The following is a 17260-nucleotide window of genomic DNA, read 5'->3' on the forward strand; positions in this document are numbered from 1 at the left end:
AGTTGACGGCCTCCCCGTGGCTTGGTCGCCCCTGACATCCGGGGAATCCCGCTCATGGGACGCGAATTCGAGAATCCTCGCCCTGCGGGGAGGGCGCCTCCTCAACGGGTTGGACGGGCGCGATGGGCTCGGGGACCTGGGCCAGGGTCGCCTGGGTGGCCACTGCGTCCAGGCTCTGACCTTCCTCCCACTGCACGGAGGACAGCGCGCGGAAGCGACGCGCGAGCGATGACAGCTCCGCGGCCTTGAGCTGGGCCTGTCCACTGCGCAGCGACAGCAGCGCCACGCGCGCGCGCTCCAACAGCGCCACCTCCGCGCGCAGCCTCGCGAGGATTCGCTCCCGACGCAGCTTCAGCTCTCCCAGCCGCTCCACTTCCTCCGCCAGCGAGGCCGCGGCTGCCTCCAACTGCCGCCGCGCCACCGCATCCGTGGTGGCCTTCGCGCCGCGCTCCAGCTCCGCGCGCTCGCCTTGAAGCTCGGCCTGCGCGCGCTCCTCGAGCTGCGCGTCGACCCCGGCCCACTCGGAGGCCAGCTCCACCGCGTCACGGGTGATGCGCGCCAGCGTGCGGGCCAGCTCCTCGCGCGCGGGCTCTCGCGGCAGCAGCGCGAGCGACTGTCCACACTGGCGATACAGCGCGAGCGCGCGCTCGCACTGCGTCCGGAAGTCCCCGGCCAGTCTGGGGATGAGCTCCTCGGCGCGCGCCTCCACGGGATCCGCGGTGAGGGCCAGGTGCGCGGCCACCGAGCTCAACCCGACGAAGAGTCCCAGGATGGCGCCGGTCGCTCCCGCCGCGAGCAGCGCGGGTGTGGCCACATCCGCCAGCCGCGCGGAGAACACGCGGGCAATCTCCACGCCGCCCAGCGTGAGTCCCGCGCTCAGCAGCCCGCCGAGCCCCAGGTGCATGAGGGTGGGGCGCGCCTCCGCCACCTGTCCCTCCACGCCCTTCTCGCTCAGCCGCGCGCGCACCAGCAGCGAGCCCGCCGCCGCCGCGCTGCACGCCACCGTCCACGCGGGCGCCATCCCCAGCGCGTACGGCACCGCCGTCAGCACCACCCCCAGCCCCCCCAGGAGGATGCGGTCCCACCGGTCTCCCTGCGCACAGGCCAGCACCACCGCGGCGGGCACCAGCCAGGCCAGCGGAAGCGGCAGGCCGATTCGCTCGGTGACGAGCTGGAGCAGGCCCGCGCCGGCCCCCGCGGCGAGGGCACGCGTCACGGTGCGCTCAAAGGCTTCTCGGTGGTGCAACTGCAAAATGGTGGCGTTCATCGACGCTCCGAACCCGGAGTAAAGCCAAGGGGGCTCCCCCTTTCACGCACGGCCGAATTAAAAGGTCTGCCCGATGAAAGCCCCCCCTGTCCCCGTGGTGATGCGAGCGCTGGTCCTCAAGGCCTATGACGGGCGGCCGGAGTCCCTCCAGGTGGAGCGCCGCGCCGTGCCTCGGCCCAGCACGAAGCAGGTGCTGGTGCGGATGGCGGCGTCGCCCATCAACCCGGCGGACCTCCAGTTCGTGCGGGGCCAGTACGGGCTGCGCAACGCGCTGCCGACGGTGCCGGGCTTCGAGGGCAGTGGCACGGTGGTGGCCGCCGGGGGCCTGGCGGGGCAGCTCCTGGTGGGGCGCCGCGTGGCCTGTGTCGCGCCCGTGGGCGGCGATGGCCTGTGGGCCGAGTACGCGGTGGTGCCGCTCCAGCAGTGCATCCCCCTGCGCGCCCACATCACCTTCGAGCAGGGCGCCAGCCTCTTCGTCAATCCCTTCACCGCGTGGGTGCTGATGGAGCGCGCCAAGGAGGGCGCGCACGCGGCGCTGGCGCAGACGGGCGCGGCGAGCAGCGTGGGCCGGATGCTGGGCGCGCTGGCGCGACGGCGGGGCGTGCCCATGGTGCACGTGGTGCGCCGCGCGGAGCAGGTGGAGCTCTTGCGAGGCCTGGGCGCGGAGCACGTGCTGAGCAGTGACGAGCCGGAGTTCCAGGAGCGGCTGCGCCTCATGTGTCACGAGCTCAAGGTGTCGCTCGCCTTCGACGCGGTGGCGGGGCGACTGACGGGCCAGTTGTTGAGCGCGCTGCCCGAGGGCGGACGCGTGACGGTGTATGGCGCGCTGTCGGAGCAGGAGTGTCGCTTCGACCCGGGTGACGTCATCTTCGGGCGCAAGACGGTGGACGGCTTCGCGCTCTCGGAGTGGGCGCGTCGAGGCTTCGGCCGCGAGCAGCTCAAGGCGCTGATGGGGGTGCCGTCCCTGGTGGGCCGCGAGCTGGAGACGCCCGTGCGCGCGCGGCTGCCGCTGGAGTCGGCGGGCGAGGCGGTGCGCATCGCCTCGGCGGACATGACGTCCGGCAAGGTGCTCTTCATGCCCGAGCAGGGGTCGATGGTGTGAAGGCCGCTCAGGCCTTGTCGCGGGAGATGGGGCCGACCTTCGCCTTCGTCACCCGCAGGTAGTCGGCCGGCGCCAGCACCAACTGGGTTCCGCGCACGCCCGCTGAGACGGCCACCTCGTCGAACAGCTCCAGCGTCTCGTCCACGTAGACGGGATAGTCCTTCTTGCCGCCGATGGCCGTGCAGCCGCCGCGCACGTAGCCGGTGAGGGGCTGGAGCTCCTTGAGCGGCACGGTGTCCACCTTGCGGTCACCGCTCAGTCGCGCCAGGGCCTTGAGGTCCAGCTCCGCGTTGCCGGGCACCACCGCCATCAGCACGCCGGTGCGGTCGCCTCGCGCGACGAGCGTCTTGAAGACCTGCTCCGGGGGCATGCCCACCTTGGCGGCCACCGACTCCGCGGAGAGGTCCTCCGGGTCCACCTCGTAGTCGCGCAGCGAGTACTTCACGCCCAACGAGTCGAGCAGCCGCGCGGCGTTCGTCTTCATGGCGTCAGACTCCGAGCACCGCCGCCGCGGCCTTCACCCGCGCGAGCGCGTCCTCGGGTGTGGTGCCCACCGCGGACAGGTGCCCCATCTTCCGGCCCTTGCGCGCGTCACGCTTGCCGTACAGGTGCAGGCGCACGCCGGGCAGCGCCAGCGCGTCCTCGAACCGGGGACCGCCTTCGCGCAGCCACAAGTCTCCCAGCAGGTTGACGATGGCCGCCGGACGGACGATTTCCACCGAGCCCAGGGGCAGGTTGCACGCCGCGCGCACCGCCTGCTCGAACTGCGAGGTGAGGCAGGCCACCTCCGTCGAGTGGAAGCTGTTGTGCGGACGCGGCGCCAGCTCGTTCACCAGCACCGTGCCGTCGCGCAGCAGGAACAACTCCAGCACCAGCAGGCCCTCCACCTGGAGCGCCTGGGTGATGTCGCGTGCCAGCTCCGTGGCGCGCTCGGCGACGTGGGCCGGCAGCGGACCCGGAAGCAGCGACCACGCGAGGATGCGCTCCTCGTGGTGGTTGAAGGCGGGCGGATACACCGCCAGCTCGCCCTTCGGGCTGCGGGCCACGAGCACGGACAGCTCCGACTGGAGATCCAGCGCGGCTTCCACCACGACGGAGCGCTCACCCAGCTCGCGCCACGCGGCGGGGGCCTCGGCGGGCGTCTTCACCTCCACCTGACCGCGCCCGTCGTAGCCGCCCTCGCTGGACTTCACGAAGCACCGGCCGCCCAGCGCCTGGATGGCCTGGGCCAGCTCGTCGGCCGAGTGCGCCTCGCGCCACGGCCCCACGGGGAAGCCGCCCTTGGCGAGCCAGCCCTTCTGCCGACCGCGATGCTGGATGACGTGCAGCACGGACGCGCCTGGACGCATGGGCGTGTGGCGGGCGACTGCCTCCAGCGTGGCCAGCGGCACCTTCTCGATTTCGAGCGTCACGGTGTCGCAGCCCTTCGCCAGCTCCTCGGCGGCGGCGATGTCCGCGAAGGACGCGGTGAGGCAGCGGTCGACGACGTTGCGCGCGGGGCACGTCGCGTCGGGGTCCAGCGCCTGTACCTGGAAGCCGAGCGTGCGCGCGGCCAGCGCCATCATCCGCCCGAGCTGCCCCCCGCCGAGGATGCCAATGGTCCCCCCGGGGAGCACCACGCGAGGGCTCATGACAGCTCCCGGTGCGCCAGCACTTCGTCGGTGCGCGCCTTGCGCCAGGCGGCCAGCCGCTCACGCAGCTCCGGGTACTTCAGCGCGAGGATGGCCGCGGCGTGCAGGGCGGCGTTGGCCGCGCCCGGCTTGCCAATGGCCTGCGTCCCCACGGGCACGCCCTTGGGCATCTGCACGATGGAGAGCAGCGCGTCGATGCCGTTGAGCAGCGTGGTGGGCATGGGCACGCCGATGACGGGCAAGAGCGTCTTCGCGGACACCATGCCCGGCAGGTGGGCCGCGCCACCCGCGGCGGCGATGATGAGCGACAGGCCCCGCGACTCGGCGGTGGACGCGTACTCCATCATCCAGTCCGGCGTGCGGTGCGCGGAGACCACCCGCACCTCGTGGGGGATGCCCAGCTCCTTCAGCACGTCGATGCCCGGCTGCAGGTACTCCAGGTCACTCTTGCCGCCCATGATGACCCCGACCCAAGGGGTGTTGCCGCTCGCCATTCGGTCCACGCTTTCGTGCCTCCAGCCGAAGGCGGGAGGAACGCGGAGATAGGGCCGGGCGATTCCGACGGTCAACCTGGAAGTCACCCCGCGCGCCCGCGTGCTCGGCTGGCTACTTGCAATTCAGTTATGTCAGATTATTCCGATGCAAATCCTCATCCATCGTGTCGTTGTTCATCGAGCGTTCGTTCTCGGACTTCTCTGTGTCCTGGGGGGCACGGGGTGTCAGGCCCCGGGTGACGAAACCGTGACGCCCGCGAGCGTGGAGGGCGCGGTGCTCTCGGCCCTCGACACCTCCCCTGTGTTCACGAGCTTCCATGGGGTGGTCTTCAGCGCGAGCGGCCCCATCCCGGGGATGCACTGCATCGCCATCAACGAGCCCGGCGACCCGCATGGCTGGGATGACAACTACCTGTGCTCGCCCGTGGACCTCGGCTTCGTCTGGCGCAACGACGACTACGTGCCTGAACTGCGCTGCACCCACGTGAGGGAGCCCGCGGAGCGCTCTGGTACGGGGTGGATCGACAACTATCTGTGCATCCCCCACGACTCGCCGCTCACCATCACCTGGTCCAGCGCGGGACCTCTGCTGGGCAAGGAGTGCGTCAGCTTCAACGAGCCCCAGGACCCTAACGGGTGGAGCGACAACTACCTCTGCCTGGAGGCGCCCCTGGTGATGTCGTTCAGCGCGTCGGGCCCCATCGCGGGGATGAGCTGCACGCTGATGAACGAGCTGGCCGACGTCGCGGGAGGGTGGGGGGACAACTACCTCTGCACCAACAAGGACATCGGCATGCGCTGGAGCATGAGCGGGCCGATATCAGGCCTGCGCTGCACCCAGATTCACGAGACCACGGAGCCGGCGGGGAACACGTGGCACGACAACTACCTGTGCGTGCCCCCGGAGGCGGAGGCGATGTTCATCTATTCAGAAGCGGGTCCGCTCCCGGGTCGGCTCTGCACCCAGTTGCTGGAGGCGGAGGACCCCTATACCTGGGACGACAACTACCTCTGCTACCACGAGGTGCCGGTGGGGCTTCAGTTCTCCTCCGCCGGAGCAATCCCAGGGAAGGCGTGTACGGCGCTCCTGGAGACGGGGGACACGGAGGGCACGTGGAACGACAACTACCTGTGCGCCAACCGCGACGTCGGCCTGCGCTGGAGCATGAACGGGCCCATCTCAGGCATGCGCTGCACCCGCATCTACATGCCCTCGGAGCCCGCGTCGACAGGGTGGGATAACAACTACCTCTGCCTGCCGCCGACCTCCGCCCTGAGCTTCATCTGGTCTCCAATGGGCCGCTACGCCAACAAGATCTCCGTGCCCTTCGCGGAGCCCTCGGATCATCACGCGTACTGGATGGATTCGTACCTCTGCTACTAGCCGCCCCCTGAAATGAAACACCCCGCTTCCACCCGGCGCTCGTGAGCACCGTGCGGCAGCGGGGTGGTGGGCGACAAGGGCCCGACGCGTCTTCAGTACGTGGACCCCACCTTGCCGAAGCCGCGCAGGGCCTTCACCTTGGACTTCTTCGCGGCGGAGCGGACCTCCTCGTCGCTGCCGGCGCTCTCGTACTCGTCCAGCGTGGCCTGCTGCTCGGCCAGGTCCGAGGCCACCGCCGACGGGCTCGCCACCGAACCGGCTTCCAGGAACATCACCTGGTTCTGCTGGATGTAGCTCTTGGCTTCCTCGCGGCGGCCATCGCTCAGGGCCTCGGCGGCCTTCTTGAGGTTCTGCGCGCTGCGCGCCCGCACCGCGTACACCGTGGCGTCCTTGTCCTGCTTCGCGACAATCTCCTCCTGCCGGTCCGTCACCACCGCGGACAGCGCGGCGCCGTTCTCCACGCCCACGTTGCGGATGAGGTCGGTGTAGTTGAGCTTCAGGTCCGTCACCCGCACCGTCTGGCCCACCGAGTCACCCGTCGTCGACAGGCGCACGACGACGCGCTCCAACTGGCCGGCGGAGAAGTTCGGCAGCGCCACCATCACCTGGTTGCCGGACTGGTTCGCGTTGTAGCCCAGCACCTCGCCCAGCACCGTGCCCGTCGGCAGCGTGAAGGTGAGCGTCACGTCCCGCGCGACCGTGGTGGAGGCCTGTTGGAGGTCCTTCTGGAAGAGCGCGGCCAACTGGCCCGCGTCCTCGAGGTAGCCGTACGCACCCGCGCCGTACTCGGCGAAGCCCTGCATCAGGTCCTCGTTGAAGTCGGTGCCCACGCCGATGGCGCTCACGGTGATTCCGGTGGCGCGCAGCTCGCGCACCTGCCGCGTCAGGCCCTCGTCGTCGGTGACGCCCTCGGTGGGCTGGCCGTCGCTCAAGAGGATGAGGCGGTTGACGCCGAAGCCCTCCTGCGCGGTGGACAGCTGGTAGCGGCCCGCCGACAGGCCCGCGGAGATGTTGGTGCCGCCGTCATCCCAGATGCCATCCACGTACTGGAGCATCCGCTCGCGCTGCGCGGCGGTGGCCTGCGCCGACGGCAGGCTCTTCACGTCCGAGCCGTAGTGGACGATGGCCAGCCGGTCCTCGTCGCGCAGCAACCCCACCAGGTGCCGCGCGGCCTGCTTCGCCTGCGCCAGCTTGTAGCCGCTCATGGAACCCGAGCGGTCGATGACCAGCGCCAGGTTCACCGGGCGGCGCTTGGAGCCGGGGACCTCGGCGCCCGTCAGGTCCACCGTGGCGAAGACCTCCGAGCTGCCCGCGGGGACATACGGATGTGACAGGCGGCTCGTCATCGTCAGCGAGCCCGGCGTGCCTTGAACGGGGAGGGGAGGGGTCGGAGGTGGGTTCTTCACCTCGACGACGGGATCCGTCCTCGGACGGGTCACCTGGGGCAGGCCCAACACCAGGGCGGTGAGGGCGAGGCCGCCGGCCAGGGACAGGAAGAGGACCGTTCGATTCATGAGGCAGGGCTCCTTGCGCGGACGACGCGGGCCCTGCCTTTACGAATCAAGCGCGGGAAAAGGTCTAGCCCCCCCGCACGAAAGTGTCACCCACCCTGCGCGCCAATGTCCCCGGCGCAGAAGAAGGGCGAGTTGTTCTCGCCGAAGGTCCGTCGGTAGAAGCCCTCATCCGCGGAACGCAGCGCGTCGAGCGTGTCCTGGTCCAAGAGCAGCGAGCGGCAGGTCATCCGGCCCGGGAGGTTCGGCTCCACGTCGGACGTGTCCTTCACCTCGCACGCGCTGGAGCCATCGACGCAGGGCTTGCTGCAGTAGCCCATCGCCGCCGCCGTCAGGTCCACCGAGCCATCTTCAGTGCGCGCGCGGGGGTAGTCCTGATCTCGCACACAGATGAGGTCCTCGCACTCCAGCGATCCGAAGGAGATGAAGTCCTGGCGATCCGCCACTTCGCTCTCCAGCACCGGCATGGTCTTGGTCGGCGAGTTCTCCTCGGGCAGCGCCTTCCGGACCAGGGTGCACGGCTTGCCAATCTCGCTGCTGACCTTGCATCCCCCGAGCAACAGCGCGGTGGACACGAGGAAGGCGGCTCGCAGGGACATCTTCATGAGACCTCGACAAAGGGGGAGGGGGCACGGGGGGGCCCGCGACCAGCCCTCCCAGGGTAGCACAGCACCTGGGGCTGCCAACGCTCACGCGGCGCGGTGTCCAGTCTAGAATTGTGCAGGAATACCGGAGAGATACAGAGTAGACAGGCACGCAGGGGCGGTTGCCGCTCGGGAATACGGCCGATAGGATGGCGAAGCGAAGAGTCGCGCTGAACCCCCGGTGGAGTCTTTCCCCCCCTCCCCCACGGAGCCCCCGGTTTGAATCGCCACACGTTGCTGCTCGCGCTGTGCCTGGTGCCCGCCCTGGCACCCGCGCAGAGCCAGGAGGGCATGGGACTCGACCTCACGGAAGAGACCCAGCCCAAGTCCGAAGAGTCACCCACGCCGCCGCCGGCGGAGGAGGCTGCGCCCGCGAGCACAGCCACCCGACCCGCCGAAGAGGAGGCTCCACCTCCCGAGGCCCTGCCGCCGCTGACCGACATCACCCAGGAGGACCGGGTGAAGAGCGTCCAGCGCAAGGTGTACCGGAAGCAGGGGCGGTTCGAGCTGACGCCGCTCATCAGCGTCTCCGTCAATGATCCGTTCTACTCCAAGGTGGGCGCGTCCCTGCGCGGCGCGTACTACCTGGCGGACACGCTGGCCATCTCGGCGCGCGGCTCGCTGATGCAGGTGGTGCCGTCCGACGACGTGCGCACCGCCAAGCGCACCTTCAACAGCAAGATCTACAACTCGGTGCCCGAGTGGTCCGCCATGGGCGACGTGGAGTGGAGCCCGCTGTACGGCAAGGTGGCCTTCCTCAACTCCATCCTGCACTTCGACGGCTACCTGCTGGCGGGCGCGGGCGTGGTGAAGACGGAGACCTCGTCCCTTCCGGGGCGCGGCCTCAACCCCGCCGCGGACCTGGGTCTGGGCATGCGCTTCGTGGCGCAGGACTTCATCGCCGTGAACGTGGCGCTCATCAACACCTCCTATGTGGATCAGCCCCTGGGCAGCTCCAAGGGGGCCATCCAGAACGTGATGACACTCAACGCCGGCATCTCGCTGTTCCTGCCCTTCCGTTCGACGGGGAGGGACGCGGAATGAAGACCGTCTTCCGTTGGCTGTTGACCCTCTGTCTGGTCACCCCCCTGCTGGCGAGCGCGCAGGCCACCTCCGAGGAGGAGGAGGCTGGCGACGTCTCCGAGGTGGACAAGGACCGGCTCGGCCCCCTGCGTGAGCGGGTGCGGCCCGTGTCCGGGCATGTGTTCCTGAAGAAGGGGCGCTTCGAGTTCAGCCCGTCAGCGACGCTGTCGCTGCGCGACGCCTTCTTCACCAAGTACATCTTCGGCGGCGTGCTCACGTACCACCCCGTGGAGACGATCGGCGTCAGCCTGCGGGCGGGCTACGCGCTGAACGCGGTGTCGGGCGCGGCGCAGATCTGCACCTTCTCCGACGGCACGGACGGCTCCACGCGCGGCTGCTCCTCTCCCACCAAGGGCGAGTTGGACGGGCGGGCTCCCGGCCAGCTCAAGCTCATGGGCGGCGTGGATCTCCAGTGGGCGCCCATCTACGGCAAGCTGTCGCTCCTGGCGGAGAAGTTCGTCCACTTCGACCTGTACGGCGTGGTCGGCGCTTCCGTCATCCAGTACCGGGGACCGGACCTGGATGACACCACGGGCCTGCTGGCCAAGGACTACATGACCCCCGGCGGCAACGTGGGCGTGGGCCTTCGCTTCTTCTTCAACCGGTGGGTGACGCTGCGCACGGAGGTGCGCGACCTCATCTACGTGGAGAAGGGCCGCACCGACAACTACCTGCGCAACCAACTGCTGTTCGAGCTGGGCGTGTCCTTCTTCTTCCCGTCGTCCAACCCCGAGTCACGATGATGCTGCGCTCCTTCAGGCTCATCCGCTTCGCCGTCCTCGGGCTCGCGCTCGTGTGGACGGCCCCTTCGTTCGCCCAGAACTTCGAGGGACTCGACCTGGGTGGTCAGTCCAAGTCCAAGAAGAAGAAGAAGGGCGCTTCCTCCGCCAAGTCCTCCAAGTCGAAGAAGAAGCCGACGCGTGGCGCGAAGGGCAAGACGCCCCCCGCGCCCGTGGAGGAGGACGGCCCGGATGAAGCGGCCATCGCTCCCGCTCCCACGGGGACGGCTCCGGCCGCCGTGACGAGCCCCACCGCGCCCTCCGAGGCGACGCCCGCTCCGGCGCCCACGCCCACGCCGCCCCCGGCACCCGCCAACAGCGGTGGTTTCGGGCTGGACCTCACGCAGGAGGCGCCCAAGACGCCCGCGCCCACCATGTCCTTCGACGCGGTGGACGTGTCCGGCAAGACGGCGGACCGCCAGCGGCTGGACATCACCGTCAGCCTCTTCAAGAACGACGAGTACGAGAAGGCCGCCATGTCGGCGCACGAGCTGTTGGCGGACCCTAAGCTCGCGGGCCTGCACACGGAGGCGCGCTACGTGCTGGCGAAGTCGCTCTACCGCATGGGCATGTACCACTCGTCGCTCGGCGAGTTCTCCAAGCTGCTCGCGCTGGGGCCCTCCACCAAGTTCTTCAAGACCAGTCTGGAGTGGCTGTTCTTCATCAGCCGCAAGACGAAGAACGAGACGGTCATCCTCGACGAGATTGCCCGTCACGCGAACCAGGAGTTCCCGGAGAAGTACCGCAACGAGTTCCGGTACCTGCTGGCGCGCTACCACTTCGTGCGAGGCCGTGCCCTGGACCAGGTGGGCCAGAACGCGGACGCGGACAAGAGCTTCGCGGAGGTGCAGCGGCTGACGCTGCTGATTCCCAAGACGGACACGTTCTACCCGCGCGCGCGGTACCTGGACGGTCTGGCTTCGTTCCGCAACGGCAGCCGTCAGAAGGACGCGGCGGCCAAGCGCGGCGCGGGGGAGATGCTGTCCTCGGTGGAGGCGATGAAGGAAGTGGTGCGCCTCACCCGTCCCATGGCCGGCAAGACCGCCGACCAGGCCAAGGCGGACAAGTCCCTGCGCGAGCTGGCGTTCATGCAGCTGGCCCGTACGCACTACGGCATGCAGCAGAACCGCTACGCGCTGTTCTACCTGGGCAAGGTGGAGCGCGGGAACACGCAGTGGCTGGAGTCGCTCTTCGAGGCGAGCTGGGCCAACTACCGCGTGGGCCAGTTCGAGCAGGCGCTGGGCAACCTGATCACGCTCTCGTCGCCCTTCTTCCGCGAGGAGTACTTCCCGGAGGCGCTCATCCTCAAGGCCGTCATCTATTACGAGAACTGCCGCTACCGCGAGTCCAACATCATCCTCCAGGACTTCGAGCGCACGTACCTGCCGGTGCATGACCAGCTCGAGTCGCTGGTGAAGAAGAACATGGACGCCGGCGAGTACTACACGGTGCTCGCGGACGTGCAGAAGAAGAACAAGGACGGCCTGGAGAAGAACGAGACGGACGTCATCCTGGAGCGCATCCTCCGCCTGGCCCTCACGGACCAGGACCTGCGCAAGACGAACGACTCCATCCTCGAACTGGAAGCGGAGATGGACGCGTTCGCCAGCCGCGGTGACACCTTCAAGTACTCCGAGCTCTCCAAGAGCCTGCTGGAGGAGCTGAAGGTCCACCGCACCGACCTCATCTCCAAGGCGGGCATCATGGCCAAGGGCAAGCTGGAGACGGAGCTCGTCGCGCTCAAGCAGCTGCTCGCCAACGGCCTGCGCATCAAGTTCGAGACGACGACGAAGGAGAAGGAGTTCCTCGAGGACCAGCTCAAGGCGGGCGGGCGCACGTCCATCGTCAAGAAGTACAAGTTCTCCGTGGCGGTGCCGGATGACGAGCTCTACTGGCCGTACGAGGGTGAGTACTGGCGCGACGAGCTGGGCACGTACCAGTACACGTTGACGAAGGGCTGCATCGACCGCGACACGGCGAACCGGAACGTGCAGTCCGCCGAGGCGATGTAGTCGGGAGCGTCAAATCGTCGCGGGGCGCGGACTTGCCGCGCCATTCAGACCGCCGGGGCGCTATCTTCCGCGCTCCGGCGGTTTTTCATTTCCAGCAAGGGAGCTACGGGTGAGCCGGACGGCGTCACTGCGCGTCGTCTTCGGAATCGTGTCCCTGGACCTCATCGGGTTCGGCATCCTGATTCCGCAGCTGGGCGTGTACGGAGTGAAGTTCGGTGCCTCGCCCTTCACGGTGGGGCTGCTCATCTCCGTCTACTCGCTGATGCAGTTGGTGGCGGCGCCGGTGCTCGGACGGCTGAGTGACAGGTATGGCCGCCGGCCGGTGCTGCTGCTCAGTCAGGTGGGCTCGCTGGCGGGCTACGTGCTCTTCGCCCTGGCGGACTCCCTGCCGCTGCTCTTCCTGGCGCGCGTCATCGACGGCATCTCCGGCGGCAACATCGCCACCGCGCAGGCCGTCGTCGCGGACATCACCCGTCCGGAGGAGCGCGCGCGGGGCATGGGCGTCATCGGCGCGGCCTTCGGGCTGGGCTTCGTGCTGGGGCCCGCGCTGGGCGGCTTCCTGGGTGCGTGGGGCGGCAACCTGGCCATCGGCCTGTTCGCCGCGGGGCTGGTGGCCGTCAACCTGGTCTGCACCTGGTTCTTCCTCCCGGAGTCGCGGGTGGAGGGAGGGCCGGAGGGGCATGTGCGCACGCTGAAGGGCGCTGTCCAGGCGCTGCGGTTGCCCGTCGTCGCGCGCTGCCTGGTGCTGATGCTGTTGTTCACCACCGCGTTCTCACAGATGGAGGGGACGTTCTCCGTCTACCTGCTGACGCGCTTCCTCTCCCTGGGCCCGGTGGCGCTGGAGGGGGGGATGTTCCTGCATCCAGTGGTGACGGACGTGGCGGTGCTCCGCGAGGCGAGCCTTCGCGCGGGCTGGCTCTTCGCCGTGGTGGGCGTGCTCAGCGCGCTGGTGCAGGGCGGGGTGGTGCGCCGGCTGGTGGGCGGGGAGGGGGGCGGGGGCTCGGGCCGGGAGGCCCAGGTGGCCATGGCGGGCTTCGCGGTGACGGCGCTGGGGCTGGCGCTCCTGCCGGTGGCACCCACCTACGGGTGGTTGTTCCCCGTGATGGGGCTTTTGGCGGTGGGCTCGGCCTTGACGCACCCCTGCCTGTCCGCGCTGGTATCGCTGCATGCGCCCCCTCATCGACTGGGGGCGGCGCTGGGGGGCTTCCAGGCCGCGGGCTCACTGGGGCGGATTCTGGGGCCGGCGCTGGGCGGGTGGCTCTTCACCCGCTTGGGGCCGGGGGCGCCGTACGGGACGGCGGCGGGAATGCTCGTGGTGGGAGTGGTGGTGGCGGCCAGCCTCGTGACTCAGGCGAGAATGGCAGGCGCGAGGGCCGGACAAAGGTCATAAGATGGGGGCCATGGTGGTCAAACAGCCGCAGCCCGTGACGATTGCCTTCGACGTGATGGGGACGGACCATGGGCCGGCGGAGGTCGTGCGCGGCGCCGCGCAGCTCTCCCTGGACTCACCCCACATCCATGCGTTGCTGGTGGGGGACCGGACCCTCATCGACAACGCGCTCGCGGAGACGAAGCACAACGGCGAGCGCATCTCCGTCCAGCACGCGGCGGACTTCGTGGGCATGGACGAGAAACCCGGCGAGGCGCTCGCGCGCAAGCCCAACGCCTCCGTGGCGGTGGCCGCGCGCCTGGTCGCCGAGGGCGAGGCGCAGGCGCTGGTGTCCGCGGGCAACACGGGCGCGGGCGTGCTGGCGTGCGCGCGTCACTTCCAGCTCATCCCCGGCGTGCGCCGCGCGGCGCTGGCCACGGTGTATCCGACGCGCTCGGTGCGTGGCGCCAAGGAGGACCCGTTCTCCCTCATCCTCGACGTGGGGGCGACGGTGGAGGCCACGGCCGATGACCTGGTGACGTTCGCCGTCATGGGCTCGCAGTACGCGCGCATCATCTCCCGCAACGAGCGGCCCAAGGTGGCGCTCTTGTCCAACGGTGTCGAGCCGCAGAAGGGCCCGCCCCGGGTGGTGGAGGCGCACGCGCGGCTGTCGGAGATGAAGGACATCAACTTCATCGGCAACGTGGAGGGCATCGACATCCCCAAGGGGACCGCGGACGTCATCGTCACCGACGGCTTCACGGGCAACGTGTGCCTGAAGATGCTGGAGGGCGTGCACGAGACCGTCGTGGAGCTGGCCCAGTATGCCTACAAGGAGAGCCTGCGCTGGCGCGCGGGTCTGGCCATGCTGTCCAGCGGGATTCAGCGCATCAAGGACATCACCGACTGGAACCAGTACGGCGGTGCGCCCATCCTCGGGTTCGACCGCATCTTCATCAAGGCGCACGGGCGCTCGAAGGCGCGCGCCATCGCCAACGCGGGCAAGGTGGCCGCCAAGGTGGTGGCGAACAACCTGGGGAACTCCATCCGGGAAGGTCTTCAGAAGTGAGTCTGCCGGACCGCATCGACCCGCGACCGCCGCGGCGCATCTACCGCTGGGACCTGGACAAGACGTACCTCCAGACGGACTTCGACTCGCTCAAGGACCTCTTGCGCACCGCCTTCCAGAAGGCGCACGAGAAGGTCGCCATCCCAGGCGCGAGCGCGCTCATCCGCGAGCTGTCGGAGAACGGCGACTCGCGGCTGTGCATCGTCTCCGGCAGTCCGAAGCAGATGCGCGCCGTGCTGGAGGAGAAGCTCAAGCTGGACGGCGTGCGCTGGGACGAGTTCGTCCTCAAGGACAACGTCGGCAACCTCCTGCGCGGGCGCTTCCGCGCGCTGCGCGGGCAGGTGGGCTACAAGCTGCCCGCGATTCTGGAGAGCCGGGTGAAGGCGCCCGCGGAGGCCGAGGAGGTCCTCTTCGGTGACGACGCGGAGGCGGATGCGTTCATCTACTCGCTCTTCGCGGACCTGATTGCCGGCCGCGTGGACGAGCGCGTGTTGTCCCAGGTGCTGGAGGCGGGCGGCGTCTACCCGGACGACGCGGAGCGCGTGCGCGCGGCGTGGAAGCAGATTCCGGTGGCGGACCCGGTGCGGCGCATCTTCATCCACCTGGACAAGCTGACGCCGCCCGCGCACTTCACGGCGTACGGGCCTCGCGTCGTCCCCATCTTCAACTACTTCCAGGCCGCGCTGGTGCTGCTGGCGGACGGACACCTGTCCGCGCCGCAGGTGCTGAAAATCGCGGTGGAGATGGTGCAGACGGCGGGGCACAACATCATCACCCTCTCCAACTCCTTCCAGGACCTGCTGCGCCGGGGCCTCCCGCTCCAGCAGGCGGCGGTGGCGCTGTCGCAGGCGCTGGAGGGGCCCAACAAGCTGCTCGCCGCGATGCGTCCGATGCCGGACATCCTCGCCGCGTTCAGCAAGCGGCTCGTCGCGCTGGGCACGCCGCCGCCCCCGCCCCCCGTACAGGCCGTGGACTACGTCTCCCTCATCCACCACGCCCTGCCGCGCAACCACAAGGGCCGCACCAAGCCTTAGATTCGAGCCGCCGGGCCTGGAGCCCGGGCTCGTGGGCAGCGGGCAGGTCAGAAGTCGGGCCCCCGAGCAGCCGACCAGGCGGGTGGGGACGGGCCCAGGCTCGTCAAGCCGCTGTCCGGGTGGGCTGGGACGCGGTGCTTGGGCCGTCTCCAGAACGTTTTGGGTGTCTCCAGTGTTGATACGGAACAGAGTCTTCCGGGATGGCGGGACCCTACCGCCGGCTCCCGGCCATGGGGCCGATACTCGTGGCGGACTCTTTTTCACCGACCTGGAGCGAGCCTGGAACAGGATGCCCTTCGACGCCTCCCCGAATGCACGGTCAAACCCCTTCTCGCTGGAAAAGGGACGGGTGGGGTGGAAGCGCTCCACCTCTCCGGTGGACCCGCAGAAAGGGCGCTACACCCCCCCAGGGCGGATGCGCTATAGACGGCTGCCCCTGAAGCGTCCCTTGCGGGGCGTCCACGGTGATGACGCGAGTTTTGACTGAAACGCCGCCTGCCGGCGGTCCGCTGCCACCTGCGCCCGATTCGACGCGCGCGAGGTTGCCTCATCCGAGGCGGCAGTGGGCTCCGAGCGCGGTGCTCAAGAGGTTTCCATGTCTTCCAATCTGGAGCTGACGACTGCCCCCTCGGAACAGGCGAGTGCCCCCGAGTCCGTGGCCGCCGAATCGGCTCCCTCCGACGAAGTGTCTCCCCACCTCCCTGCTTCAACCGAGTCGGCCTCCGAGTCCAATGGACGGGTGAGCCCGTCCGAGGACGAAGTCGACGACGAGTCCGATGACGACGACGACGAGGTCGACGCGCTCGACGCCGTCTTCGACGAGACGGGCCTGTCCGCCGCGGAGGTGCTGGCCGCCGCCGAGGCGCAGGACGCCGCCGAGGCCGCCGAGGATGAAATCGAGCAGGTGCCGACGGTGCTCGAGCCCGAGCCCGACCCGACCCCCTACGAGCGCGCGCTGCACGCGCCCCATGTGCGGTCCACCGGCGAGCCGGCGGAAATCGACCCGGACGAGCTGGACCCGGACGCGCTGAAGGTGGTGCTGCGGCTGCATCAGCACGGCCATCAGGCGTACCTGGTGGGCGGCTGCGTGCGGGATTTGCTCCTGGGCAAGAAGCCCAAGGACTTCGACGTGGCCACCAGCGCCCACCCGGGCGAGGTGCGGGCCATCTTCCGCAACTGCCGGCTCATCGGCAGGCGCTTCCGGCTGGCGCACGTCTACTTCAAGGGTGGGAAGATCATCGAGGTCTCCACCTTCCGGGCGAACCCGACGGAGCTGGAGGCCGCGGCGCCTTCCGCGCCCGAGGAGGAGGGCGAGGCCGGGGGCGATGACCTGCTCATCACCCACGACAACGTCTTCGGCACCGCGCAGCAGGACGCGCGCCGCCGCGACTTCACCATCAACGGCCTGTTCTACGACGTGGCCGAGGGACGGGTCATCGACTACGTCCGCGGCCGTCGTGACCTGGACGAGCGGTTCATCCGCACCATCGGCGACCCGGAAGTGCGCATGCGCGAGGACCCGGTGCGCATCCTTCGCGCCGTGCGCTTCGCCGCGAAGCTGGACCTGGACATCGAGTCGCGCACGTACGCGGCCATGGAAGGCGCGGTGGAGGACCTGCCGCGCTGCGCTCCCGCGCGCCTCCTGGAAGAGACCTTCCGGCTCATCCGGGGCGGTGTGTCCGCGCCGGCCCTGAAGCTGCTGGACGCGCTGGATGCGATGAAGTTCCTGCTGCCCCCGGTGAACGCGTACCTGAAGCAGCACGGCAAGGAAGGCGAGAAGACCTTCTACGCCTTCGCGCAGGCGTTGGACCGTCGGGTGGCCGCGGGAGAGCCGCTCGACGACGCCATCCTGCTGGCGGCGCTGCTGGTGCCCATCAGCCA

15 protein-coding genes are annotated in these 17260 nt (G+C 69.3%); 9 read left to right on the plus strand and 6 right to left on the minus strand.

What is annotated here, in order from left to right:
- Nucleotides 1-52: 52 nt before the first annotated feature.
- Nucleotides 53-1267 carry a hypothetical protein gene (locus ACN469_RS08570; protein WP_498766000.1) on the minus strand — a complete coding sequence of 405 codons (1215 nt, stop codon included), beginning with the start codon at nucleotides 1265-1267 and terminating at the stop codon, nucleotides 53-55.
- Nucleotides 1268-1340: 73 nt separating this feature from the next.
- On the opposite strand from ACN469_RS08570, the gene ACN469_RS08575 reads away from it, so the two are divergent.
- Nucleotides 1341-2369, plus strand: coding sequence for a zinc-binding dehydrogenase (locus ACN469_RS08575; RefSeq protein ID WP_498766002.1), 1029 nt, complete (start codon nucleotides 1341-1343; stop codon nucleotides 2367-2369).
- A gap of 7 nt (nucleotides 2370-2376) precedes the next feature.
- Here the strand turns inward: ACN469_RS08575 and ybaK are convergent, their stop codons facing one another.
- Genes ybaK through purE form a run of 3 tightly spaced genes read right to left on the minus strand, consistent with a single transcriptional unit; the run spans nucleotide 2377 to nucleotide 4494 of the window.
- Complete coding sequence (gene ybaK / locus ACN469_RS08580) at nucleotides 2377-2853, minus strand: Cys-tRNA(Pro) deacylase (RefSeq protein WP_253993977.1); 477 nt, start codon at nucleotides 2851-2853, stop codon at nucleotides 2377-2379.
- Between the two features lie 4 nt (nucleotides 2854-2857).
- Nucleotides 2858-4000 (minus strand): 5-(carboxyamino)imidazole ribonucleotide synthase, encoded by a 1143-nt coding sequence (gene purK / locus ACN469_RS08585; protein WP_498766004.1) that lies wholly within the window; start codon nucleotides 3998-4000, stop codon nucleotides 2858-2860.
- Nucleotides 3997-4494 carry a 5-(carboxyamino)imidazole ribonucleotide mutase gene (gene purE / locus ACN469_RS08590; protein WP_498766030.1) on the minus strand — a complete coding sequence of 166 codons (498 nt, stop codon included), beginning with the start codon at nucleotides 4492-4494 and terminating at the stop codon, nucleotides 3997-3999. Before purE ends, purK begins: the two co-directional genes overlap by 4 nt.
- Nucleotides 4495-4741: 247 nt before the next feature.
- Here purE and ACN469_RS08595 point away from each other — a divergent pair, with 247 nt between their 5' ends.
- Nucleotides 4742-5878 (plus strand): hypothetical protein, encoded by a 1137-nt coding sequence (locus tag ACN469_RS08595; protein ID WP_498766006.1) that lies wholly within the window; start codon nucleotides 4742-4744, stop codon nucleotides 5876-5878.
- 92 nt (nucleotides 5879-5970) lie between these two features.
- Here the strand turns inward: ACN469_RS08595 and ACN469_RS08600 are convergent, their stop codons facing one another.
- Entirely contained in the window at nucleotides 5971-7392 is a 1422-nt protein-coding gene (locus ACN469_RS08600; RefSeq protein ID WP_498766008.1) for a vWA domain-containing protein, read from the minus strand.
- A gap of 86 nt (nucleotides 7393-7478) precedes the next feature.
- Nucleotides 7479-7994 carry an adventurous gliding motility lipoprotein CglC gene (cglC, locus tag ACN469_RS08605; RefSeq protein ID WP_498766010.1) on the minus strand — a complete coding sequence of 172 codons (516 nt, stop codon included), beginning with the start codon at nucleotides 7992-7994 and terminating at the stop codon, nucleotides 7479-7481.
- Nucleotides 7995-8252: 258 nt separating this feature from the next.
- Here cglC and ACN469_RS08610 point away from each other — a divergent pair, with 258 nt between their 5' ends.
- The 7 genes from ACN469_RS08610 to pcnB form a co-directional block, all read left to right on the plus strand.
- Entirely contained in the window at nucleotides 8253-9077 is an 825-nt protein-coding gene (locus tag ACN469_RS08610) for an outer membrane beta-barrel domain-containing protein (protein WP_498766012.1), read from the plus strand.
- Nucleotides 9074-9859, plus strand: coding sequence for an outer membrane beta-barrel domain-containing protein (locus tag ACN469_RS08615; RefSeq protein ID WP_498766014.1), 786 nt, complete (start codon nucleotides 9074-9076; stop codon nucleotides 9857-9859). The genes ACN469_RS08610 and ACN469_RS08615 overlap by 4 nt, the downstream gene beginning before the upstream one ends.
- The gene (gene gltC / locus ACN469_RS08620; protein WP_498766032.1) at nucleotides 9859-11907 is read left to right on the plus strand and encodes an adventurous gliding motility protein GltC; all 2049 of its coding nucleotides are present in this window, start codon (nucleotides 9859-9861) and stop codon (nucleotides 11905-11907) included. Before ACN469_RS08615 ends, gltC begins: the two co-directional genes overlap by 1 nt.
- Before the next feature lie 109 nt (nucleotides 11908-12016).
- Nucleotides 12017-13297 (plus strand): MFS transporter, encoded by a 1281-nt coding sequence (locus ACN469_RS08625; RefSeq protein ID WP_498766016.1) that lies wholly within the window; start codon nucleotides 12017-12019, stop codon nucleotides 13295-13297.
- A 1-nt stretch (nucleotide 13298) separates the two neighbouring features.
- Nucleotides 13299-14345, plus strand: coding sequence for a phosphate acyltransferase PlsX (gene plsX, locus ACN469_RS08630; protein WP_498766018.1), 1047 nt, complete (start codon nucleotides 13299-13301; stop codon nucleotides 14343-14345).
- Entirely contained in the window at nucleotides 14342-15379 is a 1038-nt protein-coding gene (locus ACN469_RS08635; protein ID WP_498766020.1) for a phosphatase domain-containing protein, read from the plus strand. Before plsX ends, ACN469_RS08635 begins: the two co-directional genes overlap by 4 nt.
- 595 nt (nucleotides 15380-15974) lie before the next feature.
- Nucleotides 15975-17260: polynucleotide adenylyltransferase PcnB (gene pcnB / locus ACN469_RS08640; RefSeq protein WP_498766022.1), on the plus strand; the 1286-nt coding region annotated here is incomplete at its 3' end.

Source organism: Corallococcus terminator, from assembly GCF_049194865.1.
GTDB lineage: Bacteria > Myxococcota > Myxococcia > Myxococcales > Myxococcaceae > Myxococcus > Myxococcus terminator_A.